We start from the raw sequence: 25,511 nt of genomic DNA on the forward strand, positions 1-25,511 counted from the left end.
CACGGGGCAGGGTGCGACGGCGAGTGAGATCACGGGCGACCGGTCCTCCGACGGCGCGGGCTCGACGCCGGCGGAGGACACCGGTTCGGCGTCCTCGGCGGAGGGCACTGAGGCGGAGGGCACTGAGGGGGAGGGCACTGAGGCGGAGGGCACTGAGGCGGAGGGCACTGCTTCGGAAGGCACTGCTTCGGAAGGCACTGCGGCGGGCAGCACCTCGGCGGACGGCACCGACACGGCGGGCACCGCCCGGGCGGCAGCCGAGCACCAGGCACGATCCCGCACCGACACCATCGCGCCGGGCACACCGGCCGACGAGGAACGGAGCACGACATGACGGAGACGATCAGCGACCTGGACGCCAACCGGTCCTGGCAGGACTGGCGCGCGGGACGTCGCCGGTCGCTCACGGGCCCGCGGGGAAACCTCGCGCTCGTGGACACCTACTGGCCCGAGACGGACTCCGTGTTCGATGAGCTGCCGGGCGTCTGGACGGTGCGGGACGATCGCGTCTGGCTCACCGCGACGGCCGACGAGGAGGTGCGCGTCGCCGACGAGCCCGTGGCAGGCGAGACTCCCGTCTCCCATCTCGACGGCGCTCCCTCGCCGTGGCTGGACTTCCCCGGCGGCAGCGCGACGGTGGTCCGTCGCGGCGATCAGCTCGGCATCCGCCGGTTCGATCCGCAGGCAGCGGCGATCGCGGACTTCGAGGACGTCGACGCCTTCGACTTCGCGCCCCGGTGGCAGCTCACCGGCACGTTCACCCGCTTCGCGGCGGCCACCACGGTGGACTACGAGAAGATGCTGGAGGACTCGCCCACTCCGACGAACGTGCCCGGCGAACTGCGGTTCACCGTGGCAGGCCGGGAGTACACCACCACGCCGATGCTCTCCGGCGGTCTGCTGCTGCTCGTGTTCGCCGACGAGACGACCGGGGTGAGCACCTACCAGCCCGGCCGCTTCCTTCGCGTCGCCCTGCCGGACTCGGCGCCGGGCGAGGCCGTGCCGGTGCGATTGGACTTCAACCGGGCATACCTGCCGCCGTGTGCGTTCTCCGCCCACTTCAACTGCCCGCTGCCGCCCCCGGGACACCGGCTGGCGACGGCGGTGACGGCGGGCGAGCAGCGGGTTCGGCTGCGGACGTCGCAGCCCGGCTGAGCGACGGGCGGGGCGTCCCCCTCACGAGTCGGGCTGCCCGGGAGACGTCGACACCGCGATGACGACGTCTCCCCGCCGGTCGTCGCGCACGACGACGGGGTGGTCCCGGCCCGCGACCTCCTCGACGCGCCGGCCGCCCGTCGCCGAGGCACTTGGATGAGGTGCATGCGTGGCGGGGGTGACGGCCGGACCGGGAGATCGCTGCCGGATCGTTCGTCCGGACTCGACGTCCGCGGCCTCAGCAGGCGAGTGCGGTCTCGTCCATTGCGGACGGAAGCGATGTCGGACTCGGCGCGGCCGGGGGTCGGGCCGCCGAACCCGCCGCGCCGCGGCGAGATCCGAGACGGCGGCGCCCGATGCCGAGACACGGTCCGTCCACTGCGGACTACCGGCGTCCTTCACCGTCGACGGAGCGGACCGCGCTCAGGTCGTCGGCGTCGTGTGCTCCGTCGGCCCTCCGGCGCGACGGCCGACGCGGGTCAGCCCGCCCACGGGCCGATGCCGCCGATGCGGGTCGGGGTGATCCGCCCGATCAGCGTGGTGTCGGAGTCTCTGTTGGCGTGGGGATAGTCGGTGCCGTAGTACCGCCGAGCCTGCCGGTCCATCAGGGCGGCGAACTCCTGAGCGATGCCTGGCCCCTCGAACCGCACCGTGCCGCGGACCACCAGATGCTGTCGCAGACCGACCGGCGAGTCCTCCTCGTCCTCGATCACCAGCGTGACCCGCGGATCACGACGCAGGTTGCGCACCTTGCGCCTGCTGCTCTCGACGCCGAACACGAGTTCGTCGCCGTCGCGTGACACCCACATCAGGCTGGCCTGCGGCGACCCGTCGGGGTCGACGGTGATGAAGACGACGTTGAGGGCTCGGTCGAACAGGCGGTGAGTGCTTTCCGGAAGCACGAGGTTCGTCATGCCCGCGAGCGTAGGAACCATCGTGGGAACCGCTGGGTAACCTGCCTGGTGTGGGCGACTTCGACACCTCCGGCGACGTCTTCCTCGCCGACTGCCCGGCGCGGCTGGCCGTGGAGATCATCGCCGACAAGTGGGCGGTGGTCGTGCTCTACGCACTGAGCCGGGGCCCCCGGCGGCACGGCGTGCTGATCGACCTGATCGGCGGGATCTCCAAGAAGGTGCTCACCGAGACGGTGCGCAGGCTCGCCCGGCACGGCCTCGTTGAACGACGGGCGTTTCGCGAGGTGCCGCCGAGGGTCGAGTACGCGCTGACCGATCTCGGTCAGACGTTGATCGAGCCGATTCGGGTGTTGACCCAGTGGTCGGAGGACAACGGCGCGGCGATCCTGGCCGCGCAGGAGAGGTCTGACGCCCGCTCGGATCCCGCCGCCGCGGGGGCTTGACGGGCTCACCACCCGAAGGGAAGCGGGGCCGTCGGACGGCGGGCCTGCCCGCGCCCGGTGCGCGATCCGCTGCCTGCCGTGCAGCCGCCCTGCCCGGCGTGCCGGTACTCAGAGGTAACGTTGTTCGACCGTTCGGCAGTCCGTTCGGGGTCCGCACCGTCACGGGTGGATCAGTCGTGAACAGGAGGCTCGTCATGGCTGCACCGGCCGACCTTCCCGATGAGGCACGGCAGGCCGAGGGCACGCCCGAGCCCGGCGAACGACCCGGTGGGGTGCGCGACGTGAAGTCGGCCGCCCGCACCCTCGAACTGCTCGAACTGCTGGCGGCGCGGCAGAACCGACCGGCGCGGCTTCGCGAGTTGAGCGAGGCGCTGGGCATGCCCCGGAGCAGCTGTTACGCCCTGCTGCGCACGCTGGCGAAGTACGGCTGGGTGCGCACCGACACGTCCGGGACGATGTACGGCATCGGCATCCGCGCGTTGATCGCCGGGACGAGCTATCTGGACACCGATCCGTATCTTCGGATCGCCAAGCCGGTACTCGACCACCTGGGCGAGCAGCTCGACGAGACTTTCCACTTCGGCAGACTCGACGGCACCGACGTCGTGTACCTCGCCACCCGCGAGTCCGGCCAGTATCTGCGCCCGTACAGCCGGGTGGGTCGCAGACTGCCCGCCTATTCGACGTCGCTGGGCAAGGCACTGCTGGCCGAGCGCCCCGACGAGGAGCTGGCCGCACACCTGCCGCCGACGCTGGCCGCACTGACCCCGCACACCCTGACCGACCGGACGGACCTGGTCGACGACCTCGCCCGCACCCGGGAACGCGGATATGCCGTCGACCAGCAGGAGAACAGCGTCGGCCTGCACTGCGTCGCCCTGCCGATGCGCTACGCGAGCCCGCCGCTGGACGCCATCAGCTGCTCCGTCCCGCTGGCTCGACTCACTCCCGCGCGCGAGGCCGACATCGTGGCGGCGATGCGACGGGCCCGCGAGGAGATGGAACGCTCGGCGACGTCGGTGGCCCTGGGCATCGCGGGCGGCATCTGAGGTCGAGGGCCCCGCCGACGTGCCGACCCGGCACCGTGTCCGATCGTCGGCGCGGCGCATCGGCCGGGCGATCGCGCCGACCGATGCGTTGACGGTCCCCGGTGCGGCTCCGTCCGCGTGGAGCCGAACTCGCCGCCGCCCGAGCGCATCCGGCCCGTGACGGCTCTCGGCCGCCCCGCGCGGGCGCACCGTCCGGCGTGGCATGGGGAACGGCACGGCACCGGCGGATGCGGCCGGGCAGACCGTCGTCAGCCGAACTGACCGAGCTGATAGCCGCCTGCGGGCTGCTGGACGATGACGTTCATCCGGTTCACCGCGTTCATGAAGGCGATCAACAGGGTCAGGGCCGCGAGCTGGTCTTCGTCGAAGTACTCGGCGGCCTTGGCCCAGACCTCGTCCGTGACGCCGCGGTGCGCGTCGGCCACGCGGGTGCCCTGCTCCGCCAGGTCGAGGGCGGCACGCTCGGCGTCGGTGAAGACGGTCGCCTCCCGCCAGACCGCGACCAGGTGAAGTCGCTGGGTGGTCTCGCCCGCGTGCGCGGCCTCCTTGGTGTGCATGTCGGTGCAGAAGCCGCAGCCGTTGATCTGACTGATGCGGATCTTCACGAGCTCTTCCGTCGTGGCGGGCAGGGTCGAGTCGGCGACGGCCTGGCCTGCCCCGCGGATGTGCCGCAGGGCCTTGGCCGAGGCCGCGTTGCCGAGGAGATCCAAGCGAGCGTTCATGGTGTGCTCCAGGTGTTCGTCCGTGCTGACACCTCTTTGACACGGCGGCCCGACCGGATATGACACTCGAGGAGGTGACGTGCGTCTCTCGGGTGTGACGTCGCACGACGCGGGCGATGCCTCGAGCTCGCCGGCGCGGCCACGAGATCACGTCCGGTGCCGTGGAACTCCTGTCCACCGAGGCCGACCGTCTCCAAGGCCGTCTCGCCGCCGCCGTCCGGAACATCCAGGCGGCGGAGCAGGCGGCTCGGGATCACCGACGCCACGCGCTGACCCGGCCGATCTCACAGGCTCGCCTCGCGGTGAAGGCCGGATCGGCGATGGGTGCCGTCCAGGTCGCCTTGGAGGAGCTGAACGCCGAGGAGGCAGCGGCCGAGAGCGGTTTCGTCACCGGCAGCCCGCGGCCGCCGAGCCGGAACCGCCTCGGCGGCGTGCTCGCCGCGACGTCCGCCGACGTGCTCATCCGGTCGTGTGTCGATCGGCGGGCCGCTCCCGCGCGGCCGTGGCCCCTCGAATTCCGCGGCAGCGCCCGGCACATCCCGCCACTGAGCAGCGGCGGGCGCCGCGCCCGGCGTCGACGCTCCCGCGCGGCCGTGCTGGTGTACGTCAGTCGCGCGGCACCGGGGTCAGCAGCGTGCCGTCGGTCATGAACCGGTCGAGATTGCGGAAGGCCAGGGCGCCCATCGCCTCGCGGGTCTCGACGGTGCCGCTGGCGATGTGCGGCAGCAGCACCACCGTGTCCAGCGACGTCAGTTCGGCAGGCACGTTCGGCTCGTCGACGAAGACGTCCAGCGCCGCGCCCGCGAGGCGGCCCGACACCAGCGCGTCGACGAGCGCGGGCTCGTCGACGACGCTGCCTCGGGCCACGTTGACCAGGTATCCGGTCGGCCCGAGGGCGGCGATGACCTCCGACGACACCAGGCCCTTCGTGCCCGCTCCGCCCGAGGCCGTGACGATGAGGACGTCGGACTGTTCGGCGAGCGTGACGGCGGAGTCGACGTGTCGGTACGGCAGTTCCGGGACGGGGCGACGCGAGTGGTAGCTCAGCTCGACGTCGAAGCCCGTCAGCCGCCGGGCGACGGCCTGCCCGATCCGGCCGAGTCCCAGGATGCCGATCCGCTTGCCGCTGACCTTGCTGGTGAGCGGGAACGGGCCGTGTGTCCAGTCGCCGCGCCGCAGGAAGCGGTCGGCCGAGGAGAGCCCGCGCATCACGTCGATCGTGGCGCCGACGGCGAGGTCGGCCACGCAGTCGGTGAGCACGTCGGGGGTGTTGGAGACGTCGATGCCCCGTGCCCTGGCCCGGACGACGTCGGTGGTGTCGTAGCCGACTCCGAAGTGGACGATCGCTCCGAGTCGGGGCAGGGCGTCCATCAGGGCGTGGTCGACCCCGACGCGCGCGGTGGTGACGGCCGCGACGACCTCGTCACCGTGCTGGGCGAGGTAGGCGGCGGGGTCGGGCTGTTCGGCGAGCACGACGGTGTGGTGGTGGGCGGCCAGGGCCTCGGTGAGCGAGGGCAGCAACGGGCTGACCTGGAGGACCGTGCGGGGTGCGGAGGTGGTCATCTGCTGCTCCTACGTCCTTGTCGTGCCGTGGCATCGGGCGGGTGGGCGTCCGTCGGCGACCGAGGTCGCCGAGCCGGGGATGGCTCGACGCCCCGCGACGGCCGTGCTCATGCCGGCAGTGTCGGCCCCGGCGCGAGCGAGGGCCGCACGACCCTCGGCGCGGCGTGGACTCCGCCGTGGTCGCCGACGACGATGCCAGGCTGCCTTACCCGACGGGAACCGGCGCGGGCAGCGCCGATCGATGCGAGCACGGCTGGTGCACAGGCGCGGCGTCGTTCTTCCTTCCGGCTGCCGGCCGGAGCACGGTCGGGCTGCCCCTCGCCCCCGCCTTCGGCTGTCTGTCAGGCACCTGCACCGGAGACGAACCGGTCCGGCACCGCCGCACGGGCCTGCGACGGGTCGACGCGGGCCGGTCCCGAGGGAAGACACATCGGGACCGGTCCGGGTTCGCGGACCCGCGTGCCGGGGCGCCGTCGTCGCCGACTCCGCCCCGACGGCGGGTGTCAGATCCGGCCGGGCTCGCCGTCGACGCGGCGCCGGATGCCCAGCGGATTGTCGGCCCGCAGCTCCGAGGGCAGCAGGGCGTCGGGCACGTTCTGGTAGCTGACCGGGCGCAGGAACCGCTCGATCGCCCTGGTGCCGACCGAGGTGGTGGCCGGCGCGGAGGTCGCCGGGAACGGCCCGCCGTGCACGACCGCGTGGCCGACCTCGACGCCGGTCGGCCAGCCGCCGAACAGCACGCGGCCCGCGAGCAGCTCCAGGGTCGGCAACAGCGTGGCCGCCGCCGGGTGATCCGACTCCGCCGCGTGCACGGTGGCGGTCAGCTGGCCCTCCAGTCCGTCGAGGATCTCGCGGAGCTGGTCGAGATCGCGCACCCGGACGACCAGCGAGGTGGCGCCGAAGATCTCGTCACGCAGGGACTCGTCGGCGAGGAAGGTCGCCCCGTCGGTGACGTAGAGGCCCACCCGTCCGCAGGCGTCGATCGACTCGTCGGTTCCGCCCTCGGCCGCTGCGGTGACGCCGGGCCGGGCCGACAGCCGGTCGACGCCCTCCCGGTAGGCACGGGCGATCCCGGCGGTGAGCATCGCCGCGGCGGGCGCCTGCCGGACCGCGGCCGTCGCCGCCGCCAGGAAGGAGTCCGTCGCCGCCGCATCGGCGTCCACGGCGAACACCAGGCCCGGGCTGGTGCAGAGCTGGCCCGCTCCGGTGGTCACCGAGGCGATGTACTCGGCGCCGAGCGCGACGCCCTTCTCGGCCAGCGCGCCCGGCAGCAGCACGACGGGATTGACGCTGGACATCTCCGCGTAGACCGGGATGGGCACCGCTCGTCGGGCGGCGGCCTCGACGAGTGCCAGGCCGCCGGAACGGGAGCCGGTGAAGCCGACCGCCGCGATCCTCGGATCCTGGACCAGGGCGGTGCCGAGTTCGCGGCCCGCGCCGAAGAGCAGTGAGAAGGTGCCCTCGGGCAGGCCGTGCTCCGCCACCGCCGCACGCACCGCGCGGCCGACCAGCTCGGAGGTACCGGGGTGGCTGCTGTGGGCCTTCACCACGACCGGGGCGCCCGCTGCCAGCGCCGAGGCGGTGTCGCCGCCCGCGACGGAGAAGGCCAGCGGGAAGTTGCTCGCGGCGAACACCGCGACCGGGCCGAGCGGGATCTTGCGCTGGCGCAGGTCCGGCTTGGGCAGCGGCGCGCGGGTCGGGTCGGGGGTGTCCAGCCGGGCGCCGAGCCAGTCGCCCGCCCGTACGGTGGCGGCGAACAGGCGCAGCTGGTTGGTGGTACGGGCGAGTTCGCCGCGCACCCGCGCCTCCGGGATGCCGCTCTCGGCGACGACCCGTCCGACGAGCACGTCGCCGAGGGCCTCGATGTTGCCCGCGGCGCTGTCCAGGAAGGCCGCCCGCGCCTCGGGCGTGGTCGCGCGGTAGACCGGGAACGCCTGCTGCGCCAGCCGGGTGGCGCGCTCCACCTCCGGCGTCCCGCCCAGGCCGTAGGCGGGTTCCAGGGCCTGGCCGGTGCGCGGGTCGACGCCCCGCACCTCGCCGTGCTCGCCGTGCACGTCCTGGGCGCCGATCAGCATCGCGCCGGTGAGGGCCGGAATCCGGGCCGCGGGCTTGGTAGCGGTCATGCCTTGATCACCTTCGTCACGAGTGCGGTCAGGTCGTCGAGTTCGGCGGCGGTCAGGTCCGTCAACGGCGGTCGGACCGGGCCCGCGCCGCGGCCGACGGCGGTGAGCCCCGCCTTGACGATGGAGACCGCGTAGCCGGCGCGCCGGTTGCGAATCTCGAGGTAGGGCAGGACGAACTCGTTGAGCTTGCGGTAGACCGTCGCGGCGTCCCGCGCCCGCACCGCGTCGTAGAACTCGACGGCGAACTCCGGCACGAAGTTGAAGATGGCCGAGGAGTAGGTGGTGACGCCCATCTCCAGGTACGGCAGGGCGTAGGTCTCCGCCGTGGGCAGGCCGCCGATGGACAGCAGGCGGTCGCCGAGGCCCGCGTAGATGCGCGTCATCAGATCGACGTCGCCGATGCCGTCCTTGAAGCCGATGAAGTTGGGGCACTCGTCGGCGAGCCTGCGCACCGCGTCGTAGCCGAAGGCCGCGTTCGCGCGGTGGTAGACCACCACGCCCAGCGACGTGGCCTCGCAGACGGCCTTGACGTGGGCGACGAGGCCGTCCTGGGACAGCTCCGTCAGATACGGCGGCAGCAGGAACACGCCGTGCGCGCCCGCGGCCTCGGCGTCGCGGGCCATCGCGACGGCCTGGGCGGTGCCGTAGCCGGCCGGGGCGATCACGGGCCTGCCGTCGGGCGTGGCCGCGACGGCCGCGCGCACGATTCGGGCCACCTCGTCGGGGATGAGGGAGAAGAACTCGCCGGTGCCGCCCGCGGCGAAGACGCCCGAGGCGGCGAAGGTGCCGAGCCAGGCCACGTGCTCGCGGTAGCCGTCCTCGTCGAAGGCGAAGTCAGGTGTCGCGTGCGTGACCGGGAAGGTCAGCAGGCCAGTCCCGAGGACGGACCGCAGATCCTCTGGGGTGAACAGCGTCATGGCTCAGGCTCCAGTGTCGAGGGACTCCCGCCGAGGCTAAGGAGTTCGACCAATACCTGTCTAACACGATTTACGCATCGGTTGATACCTTCGGCGCATCGAGAGGAGGCCGGGTGGCCGCGCCGTTCACGTTGGATCAGCTTCGGGGCTTCGTCGCCGTGGTCGAGGAGGCTCATTTCGGCCGGGCCGCGGCACGACTGCGGATGACCCAGCCGCCGCTGAGCCGACAGGTGCAGAAGTTGGAGCGCTCACTCGGGGTGGAGCTGCTGGTCCGCACCGCGCGGGCCGTGATCCCCACGCAGGCGGGCGAGGCCTTCCTGACCGAGGCGCGTCGCATCCTGAGCCTGGTCGAGGCCGCGCCGCTGGCCGCCCAGCACGCCGCCGAGGGCACCACGGGTGTGCTGCGCATCGGGTTCACCGCCGTCTCCGCCCAGACGGTGCTCGGCAGCTGGATCAAGACGGCCGCCGTGCATCTGCCCGCCGTTCGGCTGTCCCTCACCGAGATGGTGACCAAGGACCAGGTCGAGGCGCTGCTCGCCGGGGAGCTGAGCGTCGGTCTCGCCAGGGGCGTGACGCCGACCGACGTGCTGAGCGTGCGGCGGGTGCACACCGAGAGCCTGATCCTGGCCTGCCCCGGCGATCATCCGCTGACCCGCCTGGGCCGTCCGCCCCGGCTCGCCGACGTCGCCGAGCACGCCGTCATCGCCTACAGCCCCGTCGAGGCACGCTACCTGCACGAACTCATCATCACGGTATTCCGCAACGCGGGTGTGGAGCCCCGTTATGTGCAGCGAGTCGGTCAGGTGCAGAGCCTGTTGGCGCTGGTGGACGCCGGCCTCGGCGTCGCGCTCGTGCCTCGGTCGTCCTCGCGGCTGCGCCTGCCGAATCTGGCGTTCACCGAGATCGCGGGGCTCGCGCCCGACCTGGTGGAGGCGCACTGCGTCTGGCGGACCGATCACGACGATCCGGCGTTGGACGCGCTGCTGCGGCTGACGGCTCCCTGATCTCGCCGAACTCTTGACGCTGTTGGGCGGCAGGCCTACGGTCTGTCTACCCATACAGACCAAGTGCGCGTTTGTAGACACTCTGGCGCCAGATCGGCCCGATCAGCACCCACCACGACTCTCGGAGAGACGATGTTGTCTTCCGTGCACCGCCCCGTCCACTCAGGACGGCTTCGAGCGAGGAGCGGTCTCGCCGCGATGTTGGTCGCGTGTGCCGCCACGACCGCCTGCACCGTGGCCAACAGCGACAGCACGGGCGACGCGGGCGAGGCCGGGGACTCCCTGCGCATCGTCCTCGACCAGGAGCCGCCCACACTCGAGCCCTGCGAGGCGTCGTTGACGTCCACCGGCGTGGTCACGCGATCGAACATCAGCGAGCCGCTCATCGAACGCGATCCGACGACCGGTGAACTGGAACCGCTGCTGGCCACCGCGTGGGAACAGGTCTCCGACACGGAATGGCGGATGGACGTCCGCGACGACGTCTCCTTCCACGACGGCGCCGCCTTCACCGCCGAGGACGCCGCGTTCTCGATCGACCGGGCGGTCAACAACTCCGCGCTCGCGTGCAATGTGGACGGCTACGTCTTCGGCGATCAGGAGCTGGGCTTGGAGGTCGTCGACGACACGACCTTCACCATCACCACCGAGACGCCCGATCCGATCCTCCCCCTACGACTGAGCTTCATCGAGGTCGTCCCGCGCACCACCAGCACCGAGGCCAAGGTGCGGGAGCCGGTCGGCACGGGCCCGTACGCCGTCGCGGCCTGGGACACCGGCGTGTCCATCACCCTGCACCGCCACGAGGACTACTGGGGCGAGGCGCCGTCCTTCTCCCGAGTCCGCTACGTCTGGCGGACGGAGTCCAGCGTCCGCGCCGCGATGATCGCCACCGACGAGGCCGACCTCGCCACCGGGCTCAACCCCGAGGACGCCACGCCGGAGAACTCGCTGCCGTACCCGAACAACGAGACGACGGCGCTGCGGCTCGACGGGCGGGAGGCGCCGCTGGACGACATCCGGGTGCGGCGTGCGATCGACCTGGCCATCGACCGCCACGGCATCGTCGACGCGCTCTTCGACGGCCAGGCCCTGCCCGCCGCGCAGCTGGTCCCGGAAGGCGTGGTCGGCCACAACGCCGATCTCACCGTCGGCGAGGCCGATCCGGACACGGCCCGCGCACTGGTCGAGGAGGCCGCGGCCGACGGAGTCCCGGTCGATCGCGAGATCACGTTGATCGCTCGCAACGGCCAGTTCCCCAAGGTGGCCGAGACGGCCGAGGCCCTCCAGTACCAGCTGTCCCAGGTCGGCCTGTCGGTGCGCATCCAGATGGCCGACACCGCCGCCCATCTGGAGTATCAGCTCCGTCCCTTCCCCGAGGACGTCGGTCCCGTCGCACTGCTGATCATGCACGGCAACCAGGCTGGCGACGCCGGATTCACCACGAGCCAGTACCTGCTCTCCGACGGTCCACAGTCGACCTTCGGCACCCCGGAGCTGGACGAGCGGATCGCCGAGGCGGATCAGGCCGCCGACGACGACCGGCAGGACGCCTTCGCGGGGGTCTTCGCCGAACAGAACGAGTCTCTGGCGCAGTACGCCTACCTCGCGCACATGCAGGGGCTGCTGGGCATCTCCCCTCGGGTCTCCTACGAGCCGAACTCCGCCACCGGTGACGAGCTGCGGCTCGCCGACGTCCGGCCCGAGCGCTGAGAGGACTCACCATGCTGACGTTCCTGCGCAAGCGCATCATCTCCAGCGCCGTCCCGCTGGTGGTCGTCGTCTTCGGCGTCTTCCTCCTCGCCCGGCTCACCGGCGATCCGACCAACCTCTATCTGCCGGTCAGCGCGACGGCCGAACAGCGTGCCGAGTTCGCCGCCGCCAACGGGTTCGACCAGCCGATCCACGTCCAGCTCTGGGACTACCTCGGCCAGGTGCTCCGCTTCGACTTCGGCGTCTCGCTGCGCACGGGGCAGCCTGCGGGCGACATGGTGCTCGCGGCGTTCCCCGCCACGCTCCAGCTCGCCGCCGTCACGATGCTCATCGCGATCGTCGGCGCCGTGCTGCTGGGCAGCCTGGCCGCCTACCGGCCGAACTCCCCCGCCGACCGTTCGGCCAGCTTCCTGTCGATGACCGCCGCCAGCATCCCGGACTTCTGGTTCGCCATCATGGGCGTGCTGATCCTCGGCGTCGGACTGGAGTGGCTGCCCACCTCGGGCGTCGACGGCGGCATCGAGGTGTGGATCCTGCCGATCGCGACGCTGCTCATCCGCCCCTTCGGCGTGCTGGTGCAGGTGGTGCGGGGCGCGATGGTCGCCGCGCTGGCCGCGCCGTACGTGAAGGTGGCCCGCAGCAAGGGCGCCAGTGAACCGAGGGTGGTGTTCGGTCACGCCCTGCGCAACGCGTCGGTGCCCGCACTGACCGTGGCCGGTGATCTCACCATCGGCCTGGTCAACGGGGCCGTGGTCGTCGAGACGATCTTCGGCTGGCCGGGCATCGGCAAACTGATGATCGACTCGATCCTGCAGCGCGACTTCGCCGTCCTCCAGACCGCGGTGCTGCTGACCGCCGTCACGATCTTCGTCCTGAACATCCTGATCGACGTCTGCTACGCCCTGCTCGACAACCGCGTCCGCCAGACCGTCCCCGCCTGAGGAAGGAGCCACTCTCGATGACCGAGTCTCTCGACGACCAGGCCCGGGACGGCGCGGCCGCGCCCCACGCCCGGCGCCGCACCCGATGGTGGACCCTGCTCGGGCGGGACCGCTTCGCCGCCGTCGCCGCCGTGCTGCTCGGCGGGATCGTGCTGGTCTCGGCCACGTCGCCGCTGTTCCTCGGCGATCGAGCCGTGCGCCAGGACCTCGGTGACTCGCTGCGCCCGCCGTCCTTCGACCACGGCTTCTTCGGTCTGCTCGGCACCGACGTCCTCGGCCGCAGCGTGCTGGCCCGCCTGATCGAGGCGGGCAGCACCACCCTCTCCGTCGCCGTCCCCGCGGTCCTGCTCTCACTGCTGATCGGCTCCGCGTGGGGCATGTGGGCCGGTTACAGCGGCGGCTGGCGGGAGAACGTCTCGATGCGCGTCGCCGACGTCATCCTCAGCTTCCCCTCGCTGCTGCTCGCGGTGGTGGTGCTGTACGTGTTCGAACCCAGCGCGGCCAACATCGTGGCCATCCTCGCCGTGGCACGCATCCCCGTCTATCTGCGTACCGCCCGCGCCGAGGCGGCGGAGTTGAAGAGCAGGCTCTTCGTCGACGCCGCGCGCACCTTCGGCACCAGGACCGGGCCGACCCTCCTCCGACACGTCGCACCGATCGCCCTGCCCACCCTGCTCACCGTCGCGACCCTGGACTTCTGCTTCGTGATGCTCACGGAGTCGTCGCTGAGCTTCCTGGGCATCGGCATTCAGCCGCCCGACGTCAGCTGGGGCCTGATGGTCGCCCAGGGCAGACAGTATCTCCAGACGGCCTGGTGGATCGCCGTGCTGCCCGGCATCGCGATCGTGATCACCACCGTCTCCGCCACCATCCTCGCCGCCTGGGTCCGCCTCGCCACCGACCCGGGTCAGCGGTGGCGGCTCACCCTGCCGCGCCGCAGGCGTGGTGCCGGACCCGCCGCCCCGGAGGTCACCGCATGAGCGTCCCGAGCCGTTCCGCGTCTCCCGACCGCCCGCAGCCCAGGACGGGCGCCGCGGCGCTGGAGGTCGATCGACTGTGCGTCGACCTGCGCACCGCCGCGGGCGAGGTCCGCGCCGTCGACGAGGTCAGCTTCGCCGCCCACTCCGGGCGGACGCTGGCCCTGCTCGGCGAGTCCGGCTGCGGGAAGTCCATCACCGCCCAGGCGATCGTCGGCCTCCTCGATCCGGTCGCCGAGGTCAGCGGCGGCTCGGTTCGCGTCGCGGGCACCGACGTCGTCGGGCTCGACCGACGCGGCAGGCGGAGGCTGGCCGGTCCGACGCTGTCGATCGTCTTCCAGGACGCGTTGACCGCGATGAACCCGGTGCAGACCGTCGGCGCCCAGCTCGGCGAGCCGTTCCGCATCCATCAGGGCGCGTCCCGGCGCGAGGCCCGGCAGAAGGCCGTGGAGCTGATGGAGCTCGTCGGCATCCCGGAACCACACGTCCGCGCGCGCTCGTATCCGCACCAGTTCTCCGGCGGCATGCGGCAACGCCTGCTGATCGCGATGGCCGTCGCGTTGAACCCGTCGGTGCTGATCGCCGACGAGCCGACCACCGCGCTCGACGTCACGGTGCAGGCCCAGATCATGCGGCTGCTCAGGGACCTCCAGTCCCAGCAGGACATGGCGGTCGTGCTGATCACGCACGATCTCGCGGTGGTCGCCGAGCACGCCGACGACGTCGCGATCATGTACGCGGGCCGCGTCGTCGAGACCGGGCTGGTGAGCGAGGTCTTCGCCCGTCCGCGCCACCCGTACACCCGCGGCCTGCTCGACTCCGTCCCGGAGCGGGTCGCCAAGGGGGAGCGACTTCCGTCGGTGCCGGGCAGCCCACCGCAGCTCAGCGACGTGCCCACCGGCTGCGTGTTCCAGGCGCGCTGCCCGATGGCCCGGGACCGCTGCGTCGAGGAACGCCCGGTGCTCGCCCCCACCGGCCCCGGCCGCGCCGCCGCGTGCCACTTCTCGGAGGAGCTCGCCAGTGTCTGAGACCGTCACCCTCCCCCGCCGCTGGGCCGCGGACCGAGGCCCGCTGCTCTCGGCGACCGGAGTCACCAAGACCTTCCGCGTCGCCCGCAACAACGCGGGGCACAACCGGCTGACGGCGTTGGACGGCGTCGACCTGCAATTGAACCGAGGCGAGACCCTCGGTCTCGTCGGCGAGTCCGGGTGCGGCAAGTCCACGCTCGCGCGGGTCCTGCTGCTCCTCGAGCGGCCGGACTCCGGCGAGATCCGGTTCGACGGCGTCGATCCCTTCGCGTTGAAGGGTCGGGAGCTGCTGGCGTGGCGTCGCCGGGTGCAGATGGTCTTCCAGGACCCGTACGCCTCGCTCAACGCCCGGATGACGGCCGCCGACATCATCGCCGAGCCGTGGCGCACGCACCGGGACGTGATGCCGACGGCCGCCGCCCGCGCCGCGCGGGTCCGCGAGCTGCTCGACCTCGTCGGGCTGCGGGAGGGCGACGCCGAGCGCTATCCGCAGGAGTTCTCCGGCGGGCAGCGCCAGCGGATCGGCATCGCCAGGGCTCTCGCGCTCGACCCGGAGATCATCGTCTGCGACGAGCCGGTGTCCGCGCTGGACCTGTCGGTGCAGGCCCAGGTGTTGAACCTGCTGACCGATCTGCGACAGCAGCTCGGCGTCTCGTACGTCTTCATCTCCCATGACCTGTCGGTGGTGCGGCACGTCGCCGACCGGGTGTCGGTGATGTATCTCGGGAAGGTCGTCGAACAGGGACCGACCGAGGACGTCTTCGATCGCCCGCTGCATCCGTACACGGCGGCGCTGATGTCCGCCGCGCCCACGCTCGACCGGGCGGAGGGGCGGAGCCGCAGGCGCATCCTGTTGGAGGGCGAGGTGCCCTCGCCGCTGAATCCGCCGTCCGGGTGTCGGTTCCGCACGCGGTGTCCGTATGCGGTGGCGCGCTGTGCGGAGGTGGAGCCCGCGGCGGTCACGGCGGAACCGAAACCGAGCGGCGCGGGGGCGAGCGGCACCGGGTCGAGCGGCCCGGCGGCGGCAGGCACGGCGACGCCGGCCACGGGTTCCACAGCGGCCCCGGCCGCGGCGGGCGCACCTCACGTCGAGCACCTCGGCCTCTGTCACTTTCCCCTGGACGCCTCGGGTGCGCCCATGCACTCGTGAGCGGCTGGGAGCTGGCCCTGCTCGGCGTGGTCGTGCTGGTCGGCGCCTTCCTCCAGGCGTCCATCGGCTTCGGCCTGGGAATGCTGGCCGGGCCGGTGATGGCGCTGGTCGAGCCCGCGCTGGTCCCGGCGGGAGTGATGCTGCTGGCCACCGGGGTCACCGCCGCCACGGTGGTATTAGAGCGCGAGCACCTCGATCTGCGGGGCGCCGGCTGGGCGCTGCTGGGTCGGGTGCCGGGAGTGGTCGCGGGGGCGGCGCTGGTGGCCGTGCTGCCGACGCGGGCGCTGAGCCTGTTCCTGGCCGCCGTCGTGCTGTTCGGCGTCTACTGCACGGTGCGGGGGTTCGCGCCCCGTCCCACCAGGACGGCGGTCGTGGCGGCCGGGGCCGCCTCCGGGTTGATGGGCACCGCGACCTCCATCGGCGGACCCCCGATGGCGCTGGTGTGGCAGAGCAAGGTCGGGCCCGCGCTGCGGGGCACGATGGGGGCGTTCTTCCTGGTCGGCTCGGTGATGAGCCTCCTCGCGCTGACCGTGGCCGGGCAGGTCACCGGTGAGGTCGTCGGTCACACCGCGCTGCTGCTGCCCGCCGCCGCGCTGGGGATGCTGGTGTCCCGCCCGCTGGCCCGGCGACTCGACGTGCGCCGCGTCCGCTACGTCGTGTTGACGGTGTCGGTGGTGGGGGCGGTGATCCTGATCGTCCAGCAGTTCGTCTGATCGCGGGTCGCGTCGTCTGATCGCGCGCCGCCTCGGCGGTGGTCGTGGGCCGCATCGAGCGGCCCGCGACTCGCGCGACCGGGACCCGCCCAGGCTCGGCCGGCGCCGCCTGCCGTCTTCTCCGACCGGGAGGATCCGGCGGCGCCGAGGACCACGGCCGCGTTGGATCCTCGGTATGCGACCCGAGCCGGGACAGGTACTGCACTTCTCCGAGAATCCGTCGATCACGAGGTTCGTTCCTCATGTCGCCGCGACGGCGCGCCAGGCGGAGGCCTACGTCTGGGCGGTGGACGCGGCCTGCGCCCCGGACTACTGGTTTCCCCGCGCGTGTCCTCGTGCGATGGCGTGGAGGCTGCCCACGACCTCGGCCGCGGACCGGGACCGCATCCTCGGTCCGGGCGGCGGCGACCGGGTCCACGTGATCGAGTACCGGCAGGTCGCGGCGTTCCTCAGCGTCGACCTGTACGCCTATCGCTTCGACGCGCAGCCCTTCCGCCCCTTCGGGGAGCCCGCTCCGAGCGCGATGGTCGCGGTCGAGGCCGTGGAGCCGCTGGGCCCGCCGGAGCCGGTCGGGAATCTCCTCGAGCTGCATCGCGCCGCGGGCATCCAGCTTCGGGTGCTCGACGACCTGTGGGGCTTCTGGGACGCGGTCGTGCGAAGCACTCTCGGCTTCAGCGGCATCCGACTGCGCAATGCCGCCCCGCGGCGGGGTGACGCGGACGACTGATCGACCGTGACTCCGCAGGCGCGGCGCGGCTGACCGGCCCCATCGCTGCCCGGTCAGGATGTCCGCCACCGCGCCGAGGGGTTGCGCCGGATTCCCTCGCCTCTTATAGTCAACCTTTCTGTTGAACAACAGATTGGTTGACAATGATGTCCGTCGAGGAGGAGCGGCTGAACCGGGCGTTCACGGCGTTGGGCGATCCCGTGCGCCGGGCGCTGATCGCCCGGCTGTCCCGAGGTGACGCGACGGTGAACGAACTCGCCGAGCCGTTCCCGATCACCAAGCAGGCCGTCTCCCGACACATCCAGGTGTTGGAGGCCGCCGGGCTGATCACCCGAAGCCGCGAGGGTCAACGCCGCCCGTGTCACCTCGATCCGGCCGCGTTGGAGGCGCTGACGAGCTGGATCGACACCTACCGCCTGATCGTCGAGCGACGCCACCGTCTGCTCGACGCCGTACTGGACAGCCTTGAGGAGCAGGAATGACGAGCAGTGAGCCCACGACCATCTCCGCCGAGCCCGGCAGCCCGTTCATCGACGTGGTCCGCGAGTTCCGGGCCACACCCGCCCGGGTCTTCCGGGCCACACCCGCCCGGGTCTTCCGCGCCTCGACGGAGTCCGAGCTGGTCGCCCGGTGGCTCGGCCCTCGTGAACTCGATCTGCGGGTCGAGGAGTACGACGCACGCCCGGCGGGCGCCTACCGCTACGTCCACCGCGACACGACGGGACAGGAGTACGCCTTCCGAGGCGTCTTCCACACGGTCACGGCGAACACCAGGATCGTCAAGACCTTCGAGTTCGACGGAGCACCCGGTCAGGTGAGCCTGGAGACCACCGAGCTGGAGGACCTCGGCGGGCGCACCCGACTGCGCACCCGGTCGGTGTTCCCCTCGGTCCAGGCACGCGACGCCGCGATCGAGGCAGGCATGGAGCACGGCGTCCGCGATTCGATGGATCGGCTCGCCGAGGCCCTGTCGGGCGCGAACACCCCGGGGCAGGCCTCGCCGACCGCCGAGGGTCGGGTCGTCGTGGACATCACCATGTCCCTGGACGGCTACGTCGCCGCGCCCGGGGCGGACCTGGAGCACGGCGCGGGCATCGGGGGCGAGGTCCTGCACGACTGGGTGTTGCGCAAGCAGACCGCGGCGACCGCCGAACTGATCGCGGACATCGTCGCCCGCACCGGCGCGGTGATCATGGGGCGACGCACCTTCGACTTCGTCAACGGTCCCCATGGTTGGCGGGACGACCTCGGTTACGGCGGAAAGCGCGACCAGTCGGCAGCGCCGCCGGTGTTCGTGGTGACCCACTCGGTGCCTGCACAGGTGCGATTGGCCGACCGGTTCACCTTCGTCACGGAGGGACTCGAACAGGCGCTGCTCGCGGCGCGGGCCGTCGCAGGCGCCAAGGACGTCGTGATCATGGGCGGGGGCGCCCTGGCGAACGAGTTCCTGCGCGCTGGGCTCGTCGACGTCCTCTCCCTGCACGTCGCCCCGGTGACGTTCGGCTCCGGCACCCCGTTGTTCCCGGCCTCGGGGGGCGCCGCACTACGACTGGAGCTGCTCGAGTCGACGTCGACGCCCGCGGCCCATCACCTGGTCTACCGCGTGCTGCGGTGACCGCGTCCCGCGCGTCCCGGCGGCGGCGACTCGGGGGCATCGTGCTCGGCGCCGACGCGAGCCCGCACCGCCGCCCCGCGACCGCCGCGACGCGTCGGTCACTAGGCTCGGCATTCTGACGGACCGGCGTCGGGACGGTCGGGACGACGTCGGCTCGTCGGAGTGATACGCCTGGCCCCTGCCGTCCTGAGGTCGGTCGAGACCGTGTGCTTTACCGTTCACATAGTCCGTCCTCAACAGACTGTCGATGTGGCCACCGGGTCCCGGCGCGACATCAGGCCGGCGAGGTCCGCGGCCCGCCGCCGTCGCCGAACCGAGGAAGCCACCAGGTGACCAGCACCGAGATCGACTTCGACAACGCTCACGTCTACGCCGTCCCGATGCGGACCCGCTTCCGCGGCATCACCGTGCGGGAGGGGATGCTCTTCGAAGGCCCTGCCGGGTGGGGCGAGTTCTGCCCGTTCCCGGAATACGACGACCACGAGTCCGCCGCCTGGCTGGCCACCGCGATCGAACAGTGCACCGACGGCTGGCCGGAGCCCGTTCGCGATCGAATACCCGTCAACTGCACGGTGCCCGCCGTCGGTCCCGAACGTGCCAAGGAGATCGTCGCGGCGGCAGGCTGCCAGACGGCGAAGATCAAGATCGCCGATCATCCCGGCTCCTCCCACGAGGATCTGGCTCGGGTACGGGCGGTGCGTGAGGCCCTCGGGCCCGACGGGGCGATCCGGGTGGACGCCAACGCGGTCTGGGACGTCGACACCGCGGTGTCCCAGATCCGGCTGCTCGACGCGGCCGCGGCCGGCCTCGAGTACGTCGAACAGCCCTGCCGGACCATCGAGGAGCTGGCGGCCGTGCGACGCCAGGTGACCGTGCCCATCGCCGCCGACGAGTCGATCCGCCGGGCGGAGGACCCGCTGCGGGTGGCCGTCGCGGGAGCCGCCGACATCGCCGTGCTCAAGTGCACGCCGCTCGGCGGGGTCCGCCGCGCGCTGCGCGTCGCCGAGTCGGCAGGCCTGCCCTGTGTCGTGTCCTCCGCGTTGGAGACCAGCGTCGGGCTCGGCGCGCAGCTCGCCCTGGCAGGAGCGCTGCCCACGCTGGATCTCGCGTGCGGCCTCGGCACGGTGTCCCTGCTCGGCGGGGACGTCGTCGACGAGGCGTCCTCGCTGCGTCCGGTCCACGGCGTCCTGCCCGTGCCGCGCACCCCCGTGGCCCCTGACCCGACGGCACTGGCCGAATACGAGTCGACCGATCCCGAGCGGGTGCGCTGGTGGCGGGATCGCCTTCGCCGCGTCCGCGCCGCCCTGGCCGACCGACAGGCGACGCTGCGGGACTGACGGCGACCCGCCGCCCGCGTGTGGCGGGTCGCGGCTCGCAGGCAGCCGAGCGTGATCCCGATCGACGTCGGGCCCGTCGCGGCCGGGGACCCACGGCGTAGACGAGTCGACGGGGATGACCGGCCGGACGGAGGTTCCCGCCGCTCGTGGTGGTCACGGACGTGGTGGTGGTCGTGGCGGCGGCGGCCGCACGGTGCGTACCGACGGGAGCGCCTTCGACGAGGCTCCCGCATTCCAGGAGCTGCACCGCATGCCGGAGGACGGCGAGGAACCACCGGCCTTCGCGATTCCCCGGAACGACCCCTGCGCCGGCACGAACAGTCCGGCGTGAACCGACCGGCGTCAACGACCCGCGCGGACCACGTTCGTCAACGGCTCCCCGGCCGCCAGCCGCCCGATGTTCGCGGCGATGTCGGCCGCTCGACCACCGAAGGTCTCGGCGGTGTGTCCGGAGTGGTGCGGCGTGAGGACCACGTTGTCCAGGGTGTGAAACGGCCTCGAGTGTCCCCGTGTGCCGACGCCGTCCTTGGGATGCGACCACCACACGTCCAGTGCCGCACCGCCGATCCGCCGCTGCGCCAGTGCCTCGTACAGGGCGTCCTCGTCGACGATCGGACCGCGCGCCACGTTGACCAGCAGCGCGGAGGGCCGCATCACGGCGAGGCGATCGGCGTCGATCAGGCCCGTGGTGGCGGCCGACAGGGGCACGGTGACGACCACGACGTCGGAGGCTTCGAGCAGGGCGTCGAGTTCGTCGTCGCCGTCGACCCGATCGAGCCGCAGATCGGCGGGCAGCGGGGCCCGCGGGTCGCGGCGGACAGCGCGGGCACGCATGCCCAACGCCGTCGTCGCCCGCACCACCTGCCGCCCGATCTCGCCCAGCCCGATCACACCGATGGTGCGGCCCGCGAGGCCGAGCCCCAGCGGTACCGAGGAATCCAGCACGACCGACTCCCATCGACCGGAGCGGAACCGGCGTTCGACCGGCAGCACGCGGCGGGAGAGCATCATCGTCACCATCACCACGTGCTCGGCGATGGAACGGCCGTGATGGAAGGTGTTGCAGACGGTCACGCCGGGCGCGAGCACGTCCAAGGGGATGCGGTCGTAACCCGCACCGGTGACGTGCACCAACCGCAGCCGCTCGGCGTGTTCGGCCATCGCGGGTGTCATCCTGGCGGCCACCAGCACGTCGGCGTCGACGAGTTCCTCGGCGACCTCGGCGTCCGGTCGGCCGGCCATCAGTCGCCAGTCGTGGCCGTCGGTGCCCGCGGCGGTGAGCTCGGCGGTGAAGAACCGAGTCAGCACCGGATCGGTCAGGACGATCTTCATCGCCACAGGGTCCTCTTCTTCTCGGTCGTCTCCGGTGGCAGGCCACCGTCTGGTCGCGCGCCTGCGGCAGGCGCTCCGCTGTGCGGCCCCGCGGTCTTGTCGCCTGAGGTCTTGTCGCCTGCGGTCTTGCGCACCACGGACCTTTCACGGCGGACTGGTGCACGGCGGTTCTGTGCACGGCGGACTGGTGCACGGGGATCTCGTGCGCTGCCGTTCTCCCGCCGCCGTCTCTTCCGTACTGCCGTCTCGTCGCCCTCGTCCGGGCTCGGGCACAGCACAGACCACTCGATCGATATCTTGCCTAAATAGAACACATGTTCGATAGTCGATGTCATGGTCATTCACTCGCTCACCGCGGCCGCGATGGTCACCGCCCCGACGATGCTCACGCTGTCCACCGAGCAGGTCGCATCGGCCGCGCTCGCCGTTGCCGCCATAGTCACCATGGTCGCCATAGTCACCACGGTCGGCGTACTCGCCGGCGCACCTCTCGTCCGGCCGCCCGTGTCCGCCCGGCACACCGGGGAAGCCGACCATGCCTCGGGACACGCTCCGCGCCCGGTCGACCGACGGGGGCCGCGGCACGGCACCGGTCAGCGCCGTCCGGCCGGTGTGAGCCATCGGACGACCGCCCCGCTGATCGCCGAGCCGCTGACGACCGCCCCACAGTCGCCTGAGCCGAACGCGGCCCGATCGAGAAGCCCCGTCCGGACCCGACGGTCCTCGATTCGCGGGATCGGACGCCAAGACGGTCGCACCGTCACCAGCGCGGAGCCGTGGGGTCGAAGTCGGGCTGAGCCCGGCGCATGTAGCCGGTGTCGTCGCGCTCCCGAATCCCGCTGCTCAGGTACTGCTCGTGCAGCCTGGCGAGCGCGTCGCGATCCAGCTCGACGCCGAGGCCGGGCCCCGTGGGCACGGGCACCGCACCCTGCTCGAAGCGCAGCGCGCCGGGCACCACCACGTCCTCGTCGGCGGCCTTCCAAGGCCAGTGCGTATCGCAGGCATAGCTGAGATTGGGCGTGGCCGCCGCCAGATGGGTCATCGCGGCGAGGCTGATGCCCAGGTGCGAGTTCGAGTGCATCGACAGACCCAGTCCGAAGGTGTCACAGATGCCGGCGAGCACGCGCGACCTGCCAAGGCCTCCCCAGAAGTGGTGATCCGAGAGGACCACGCCGACGGCATCCTGTGCCACCGCCGGCTTGACGTGGTCGAAGGCGACGACGCACATGTTCGTCGCCAACGGCATCGAGACCTCCCTGGCCACCTCGGCCATGCCGTCGACACCGGGGGTCGGATCCTCCAGATACTCCAGGACCCCGTCCAACTCCTTGCCGACACGGATGGACGTCCGCACGGTCCAGGCGCCGTTCGGATCGATGCGTAACGGGTGGTCGGGAAAGGCACGACGCAGTGCCCGGATCGCCTCGATCTCCTCGTCGGGCGGGAACACCCCGCCCTTGAGCTTGATGGCGCTGAAGCCGTACTCGTCGATCATTCGACGGGCCTGGGCGACGAGCTGGTCCGGAGCGAGGGCGGCGCCCCAGTGATCTTCCTCGGCACCGGGGTGGCCCGCCCACTTGTAGAACAGGTAGGCGCTGTAGTCGACGCGGTCCCGTACGGCACCCCCGAGCAGATCACTGACCGGACGGCCGATCGCATGCCCCTGAATGTCCAGACAGGCGACCTCGAAAGGAGACAGAACCCGGTCGGCGGTGCTGCTACCGGTCACCATCCCGCTCATGCCGTGGCCCGTCTTGGACGTGTCGGCGGCCAGCGTCACCTGGACGCGACGGGCGATCTCGTTGACGTCCCAGACGTCGACGTCGATGAGCTGTGCGGCCGCCAGCCGAAGTCGGTCCAGGTGTCCCGCGTCGCCGTAGGTCTCACCGAGTCCGACAAGCCCGGAGTCGGTCACGATCTCGATGATGGCTCGCAGCGCGAAGGGTTCGTGTACGCCGACGACGTTGAGCAGCGGCAGATCGCGGAAGGCGACCGGGGTCACCCGGATCTCGCGGATGCGATGCGGCTCGGTGGTCACGCTCTCGGGCACCAGGCTCCTCCGAGGAGTCGACCGACGGCGATCGTCGGCGATCGATGGATACCGGCGCAGTCTAACCAGAAGGTGTCCACATGGGTAGACGTCAGACATAATCGAAGACAACCAGGCTCGGACGGTGCCGAGCGGAAGCCCGCCGCGGATCGCAACACAGCGCGACGGGAGCGCGGGGGAAGCGGCGAGGCCGACACCATGCGAGGCCGGCGCGTGCCGCCGGACCCTTGCCCGCTACCGCAGCAGTCGCCGCCCGGTCCCGACTCGACCCTGTCCGCGAACAGGAAGGAGACGATCAAAAGTTCATACAGCCATCGCGTCGATCTCGACCAGCATCCCGTCACGGGGCAGGGCCGTGAACACCGTCGTCCTCGCGGGCAGCGCTTCCTCGGTGACACGGGCGGAGCCGAACTCGCCGTAAGCCTCGCTCTTCGCGGTGAGCTCGTCTCGGCTGTTCGGACAGCCCGGGGCTGGGGCGCCACCCGCCACCGAGACGCCCCGTCCACCGTCAGGACGGCCTGGATGTCGCCGAGCGCCCTGACGGCCAGTGCCCGACTTCACCGGGCGAGGCGTAGGCGTCGCTGTCCGGATCGACCGGTCTCTGCGCAGGGCTTGGGGGATCGGGCCTTTGCGGGCACGTGGCAAGACGGTGTGGGCGGGTACGGAGCGTGGCCGGTGCGAACGGTGGTCTTGGACTGCGGCATGAACAAGGGTTCCTCTCGACCGGCCCCGGCCCGGCCCCGACGCGGTCACGACACGGCCGGTCACGACACGAGCGGTCTCGACGTGGGCGATCTCGACACGGGCGATCTCGACGTGGGCGATCTCGACGTGGGCGATCCGGCGTCGAGAACGGGTGTCGGCGCGCGGCATCGGGGCCGGTGTCTACCCGGCGGGCGGCCAGGCGTGCGGGACGCTTGGAGATTCGAGGCCGTCGACTAGCCGGCACGGCCGGGGCTCCCGGACGAACGGAGCGGAGCGGCGCGGCGGCCGAGGTGGCCGGCTCGGTCGGACGTGATCACCGATCGGTGCGGCACGTACGTCGCGGTCTGGTCGGTTGTGGCCGCGTGGGCCGAGCGGTCGTGGCCGAGCGGTCGTGCAGCCGTGACCGGATCGCCACCTGATCGCGTGATCGCGTAGTTGCGTGACCGTGTGACCACATGATCGCGTGGGCCGTGCCGTCGTGACCGCGTTGGGCGGGTCCGGCGGGCGTGCGATCGTGGCAGCGCGGACGGTACCCGGTTCGACGGTCAGCGATGGAAGCCGCAGTCGTGGGAGATGGCCGCGGCGGTGGTCAACAGATCGGGCAGCAGTTCCAGGACCTGTTCGTAGCTCAGGAGGATGTCGGGTACGGAGACCGACACGGCCGCCGCGACCTGGCCGCCCGCGTCGTGCACGGGCGCGCCGATGCAGTTGATGAACGACTCGTGCTCCGCCCGGTCGACAGCGTGGCCTTGTTCGGCGACGCGGTCCAGTTCGGCGTGCAACGCAGCGGCGTCGGTGATGGTGCGCTCGGTGAAGCGGACGAAGTCGATCGTGTCGACGACCTGTCGACGCTGGGTCGAGGGCATTCCCGCCAGGATCACCTTGGCCACCGCGGCACAGTTCAAGGGCGCCCGCAGCCCGATACGGGAGTACATCCGCACCGGATGACGCGAGTCGTACTTGTCGACGTAGACCACCTCGCCGCCCTCGAAGGTGGCGAGGTGGACGGTCTGGCCGGTGCGCCGGTTCAGCTCGGCGAGGTGCGGACCGGCGATGCCGCGCACCTGACGCTGTTCCAACGCGAGGCTGGACAGTCCGAAGAGCCGCGATCCCAGGTGATAGCGATGGTGCTCGTCGCGGAAGACGAATCTCTCGTCCTCCATGGTCCGCAGCAGCCGCAGCACCGTGGTCTTGTGCACGTCGAGACGTTCGGCCAGCTCGGTGAGCGTCCGCGCCTGATCGCCGAGTTCGACGAGGATGCGCAATGCCTTGGTCAGGCTCTGGCTCACTTCTTCCGCTCCTCGTGACGTGCTCGTCTGATCCGGCCCTCTCA

General features: G+C 71.6%; 24 protein-coding genes. 15 read left to right on the forward strand and 9 right to left on the reverse strand.

Annotated elements, in window-relative coordinates; all coding sequences use genetic code 11:
• Window positions 1–330: 330 nt before the first annotated feature.
• Entirely contained in the window at window positions 331–1,155 is an 825-nt protein-coding gene (locus AHOG_RS20645) for a DUF1684 domain-containing protein (RefSeq protein WP_093942815.1), read from the forward strand.
• A 479-nt stretch (window positions 1,156–1,634) separates the two neighbouring features.
• Here AHOG_RS20645 and AHOG_RS20655 read toward each other — a convergent pair whose 3' ends face one another.
• On the reverse strand, window positions 1,635–2,069 hold the full coding sequence (locus AHOG_RS20655; RefSeq protein ID WP_093942817.1) for a TIGR03618 family F420-dependent PPOX class oxidoreductase: 435 nt from the start codon (window positions 2,067–2,069) through the stop codon (window positions 1,635–1,637).
• 50 nt (window positions 2,070–2,119) lie between these two features.
• Here AHOG_RS20655 and AHOG_RS20660 point away from each other — a divergent pair, with 50 nt between their 5' ends.
• Both AHOG_RS20660 and AHOG_RS20665 read left to right on the forward strand, forming a co-directional pair.
• Window positions 2,120–2,512, forward strand: a complete 393-nt coding sequence (locus AHOG_RS20660) for a winged helix-turn-helix transcriptional regulator (RefSeq protein WP_093942818.1) — start codon at window positions 2,120–2,122, stop codon at window positions 2,510–2,512.
• Between the two features lie 194 nt (window positions 2,513–2,706).
• Window positions 2,707–3,561 (forward strand): IclR family transcriptional regulator, encoded by an 855-nt coding sequence (locus tag AHOG_RS20665; RefSeq protein WP_093942819.1) that lies wholly within the window; start codon window positions 2,707–2,709, stop codon window positions 3,559–3,561.
• Between the two features lie 248 nt (window positions 3,562–3,809).
• Here AHOG_RS20665 and AHOG_RS20670 read toward each other — a convergent pair whose 3' ends face one another.
• On the reverse strand, window positions 3,810–4,283 hold the full coding sequence (locus AHOG_RS20670; RefSeq protein WP_093942820.1) for a carboxymuconolactone decarboxylase family protein: 474 nt from the start codon (window positions 4,281–4,283) through the stop codon (window positions 3,810–3,812).
• A gap of 161 nt (window positions 4,284–4,444) precedes the next feature.
• Here AHOG_RS20670 and AHOG_RS20675 point away from each other — a divergent pair, with 161 nt between their 5' ends.
• A complete protein-coding gene (locus AHOG_RS20675; RefSeq protein ID WP_157736949.1) occupies window positions 4,445–4,933 on the forward strand; it encodes a hypothetical protein in 489 nt (162 codons plus the stop codon).
• On the opposite strand, the gene AHOG_RS20680 is transcribed toward AHOG_RS20675, so the two are convergent.
• The 3 genes from AHOG_RS20680 to kdgD form a co-directional block, all read right to left on the reverse strand.
• Entirely contained in the window at window positions 4,890–5,846 is a 957-nt protein-coding gene (locus AHOG_RS20680; protein WP_093942822.1) for a 2-hydroxyacid dehydrogenase, read from the reverse strand. The genes AHOG_RS20675 and AHOG_RS20680 overlap by 44 nt on opposite strands.
• Window positions 5,847–6,349: 503 nt before the next feature.
• Entirely contained in the window at window positions 6,350–7,969 is a 1,620-nt protein-coding gene (locus tag AHOG_RS20685) for an aldehyde dehydrogenase (NADP(+)) (protein WP_093942823.1), read from the reverse strand.
• Complete coding sequence (gene kdgD / locus AHOG_RS20690) at window positions 7,966–8,886, reverse strand: 5-dehydro-4-deoxyglucarate dehydratase (protein WP_093942824.1); 921 nt, start codon at window positions 8,884–8,886, stop codon at window positions 7,966–7,968. Before kdgD ends, AHOG_RS20685 begins: the two co-directional genes overlap by 4 nt.
• Before the next feature lie 113 nt (window positions 8,887–8,999).
• Between kdgD and AHOG_RS20695 the strand changes: the two genes are divergently transcribed.
• The 11 genes from AHOG_RS20695 to AHOG_RS20745 all read left to right on the forward strand — a co-directional run bounded on the left by AHOG_RS20695 (window position 9,000) and on the right by AHOG_RS20745 (window position 20,091).
• Window positions 9,000–9,890, forward strand: coding sequence for a LysR family transcriptional regulator (locus AHOG_RS20695; protein ID WP_093942825.1), 891 nt, complete (start codon window positions 9,000–9,002; stop codon window positions 9,888–9,890).
• A gap of 198 nt (window positions 9,891–10,088) precedes the next feature.
• A complete protein-coding gene (locus tag AHOG_RS20700) occupies window positions 10,089–11,603 on the forward strand; it encodes an ABC transporter substrate-binding protein (protein ID WP_093942826.1) in 1,515 nt (504 codons plus the stop codon).
• An 11-nt stretch (window positions 11,604–11,614) separates the two neighbouring features.
• Window positions 11,615–12,544 carry an ABC transporter permease gene (locus AHOG_RS20705; protein WP_093942827.1) on the forward strand — a complete coding sequence of 310 codons (930 nt, stop codon included), beginning with the start codon at window positions 11,615–11,617 and terminating at the stop codon, window positions 12,542–12,544.
• Between the two features lie 17 nt (window positions 12,545–12,561).
• Window positions 12,562–13,524, forward strand: a complete 963-nt coding sequence (locus AHOG_RS20710) for an ABC transporter permease (protein WP_093942828.1) — start codon at window positions 12,562–12,564, stop codon at window positions 13,522–13,524.
• Window positions 13,521–14,549, forward strand: coding sequence for an ABC transporter ATP-binding protein (locus AHOG_RS20715; RefSeq protein WP_093942829.1), 1,029 nt, complete (start codon window positions 13,521–13,523; stop codon window positions 14,547–14,549). The genes AHOG_RS20710 and AHOG_RS20715 overlap by 4 nt, the downstream gene beginning before the upstream one ends.
• Window positions 14,542–15,699 carry an ABC transporter ATP-binding protein gene (locus AHOG_RS20720; RefSeq protein ID WP_376700075.1) on the forward strand — a complete coding sequence of 386 codons (1,158 nt, stop codon included), beginning with the start codon at window positions 14,542–14,544 and terminating at the stop codon, window positions 15,697–15,699. Before AHOG_RS20715 ends, AHOG_RS20720 begins: the two co-directional genes overlap by 8 nt.
• Window positions 15,696–16,412, forward strand: a complete 717-nt coding sequence (locus AHOG_RS20725; protein WP_093942830.1) for a sulfite exporter TauE/SafE family protein — start codon at window positions 15,696–15,698, stop codon at window positions 16,410–16,412. The genes AHOG_RS20720 and AHOG_RS20725 overlap by 4 nt, the downstream gene beginning before the upstream one ends.
• Window positions 16,413–16,587: 175 nt before the next feature.
• On the forward strand, window positions 16,588–17,139 hold the full coding sequence (locus AHOG_RS20730) for a DUF6886 family protein (protein WP_093942831.1): 552 nt from the start codon (window positions 16,588–16,590) through the stop codon (window positions 17,137–17,139).
• Between the two features lie 146 nt (window positions 17,140–17,285).
• The gene (locus tag AHOG_RS20735; protein WP_093944655.1) at window positions 17,286–17,621 is read left to right on the forward strand and encodes an ArsR/SmtB family transcription factor; all 336 of its coding nucleotides are present in this window, start codon (window positions 17,286–17,288) and stop codon (window positions 17,619–17,621) included.
• Entirely contained in the window at window positions 17,618–18,754 is a 1,137-nt protein-coding gene (locus AHOG_RS20740; protein ID WP_093942832.1) for an SRPBCC domain-containing protein, read from the forward strand. Before AHOG_RS20735 ends, AHOG_RS20740 begins: the two co-directional genes overlap by 4 nt.
• Window positions 18,755–19,083: 329 nt before the next feature.
• Window positions 19,084–20,091: an o-succinylbenzoate synthase gene (locus AHOG_RS20745; RefSeq protein WP_281258041.1), complete on the forward strand. Its 1,008-nt coding sequence runs from the start codon at window positions 19,084–19,086 to the stop codon at window positions 20,089–20,091.
• Window positions 20,092–20,433: 342 nt separating this feature from the next.
• Here AHOG_RS20745 and AHOG_RS20755 read toward each other — a convergent pair whose 3' ends face one another.
• The 4 genes from AHOG_RS20755 to AHOG_RS20780 all read right to left on the reverse strand — a co-directional run bounded on the left by AHOG_RS20755 (window position 20,434) and on the right by AHOG_RS20780 (window position 25,467).
• Window positions 20,434–21,423 (reverse strand): 2-hydroxyacid dehydrogenase, encoded by a 990-nt coding sequence (locus AHOG_RS20755; RefSeq protein WP_093944657.1) that lies wholly within the window; start codon window positions 21,421–21,423, stop codon window positions 20,434–20,436.
• A 760-nt stretch (window positions 21,424–22,183) separates the two neighbouring features.
• Window positions 22,184–23,473: a glucarate dehydratase family protein gene (locus tag AHOG_RS20760; RefSeq protein ID WP_245856351.1), complete on the reverse strand. Its 1,290-nt coding sequence runs from the start codon at window positions 23,471–23,473 to the stop codon at window positions 22,184–22,186.
• Between the two features lie 303 nt (window positions 23,474–23,776).
• Window positions 23,777–23,962 carry a RidA family protein gene (locus AHOG_RS29590; RefSeq protein WP_211290464.1) on the reverse strand — a complete coding sequence of 62 codons (186 nt, stop codon included), beginning with the start codon at window positions 23,960–23,962 and terminating at the stop codon, window positions 23,777–23,779.
• Between the two features lie 761 nt (window positions 23,963–24,723).
• Entirely contained in the window at window positions 24,724–25,467 is a 744-nt protein-coding gene (locus AHOG_RS20780) for an IclR family transcriptional regulator (RefSeq protein WP_093942837.1), read from the reverse strand.
• Window positions 25,468–25,511: the final 44 nt, after the last annotated feature.

Origin of the sequence: Actinoalloteichus hoggarensis (genome assembly GCF_002234535.1) — a bacterium.
Classification (GTDB): domain Bacteria; phylum Actinomycetota; class Actinomycetes; order Mycobacteriales; family Pseudonocardiaceae; genus Actinoalloteichus_A; species Actinoalloteichus_A hoggarensis.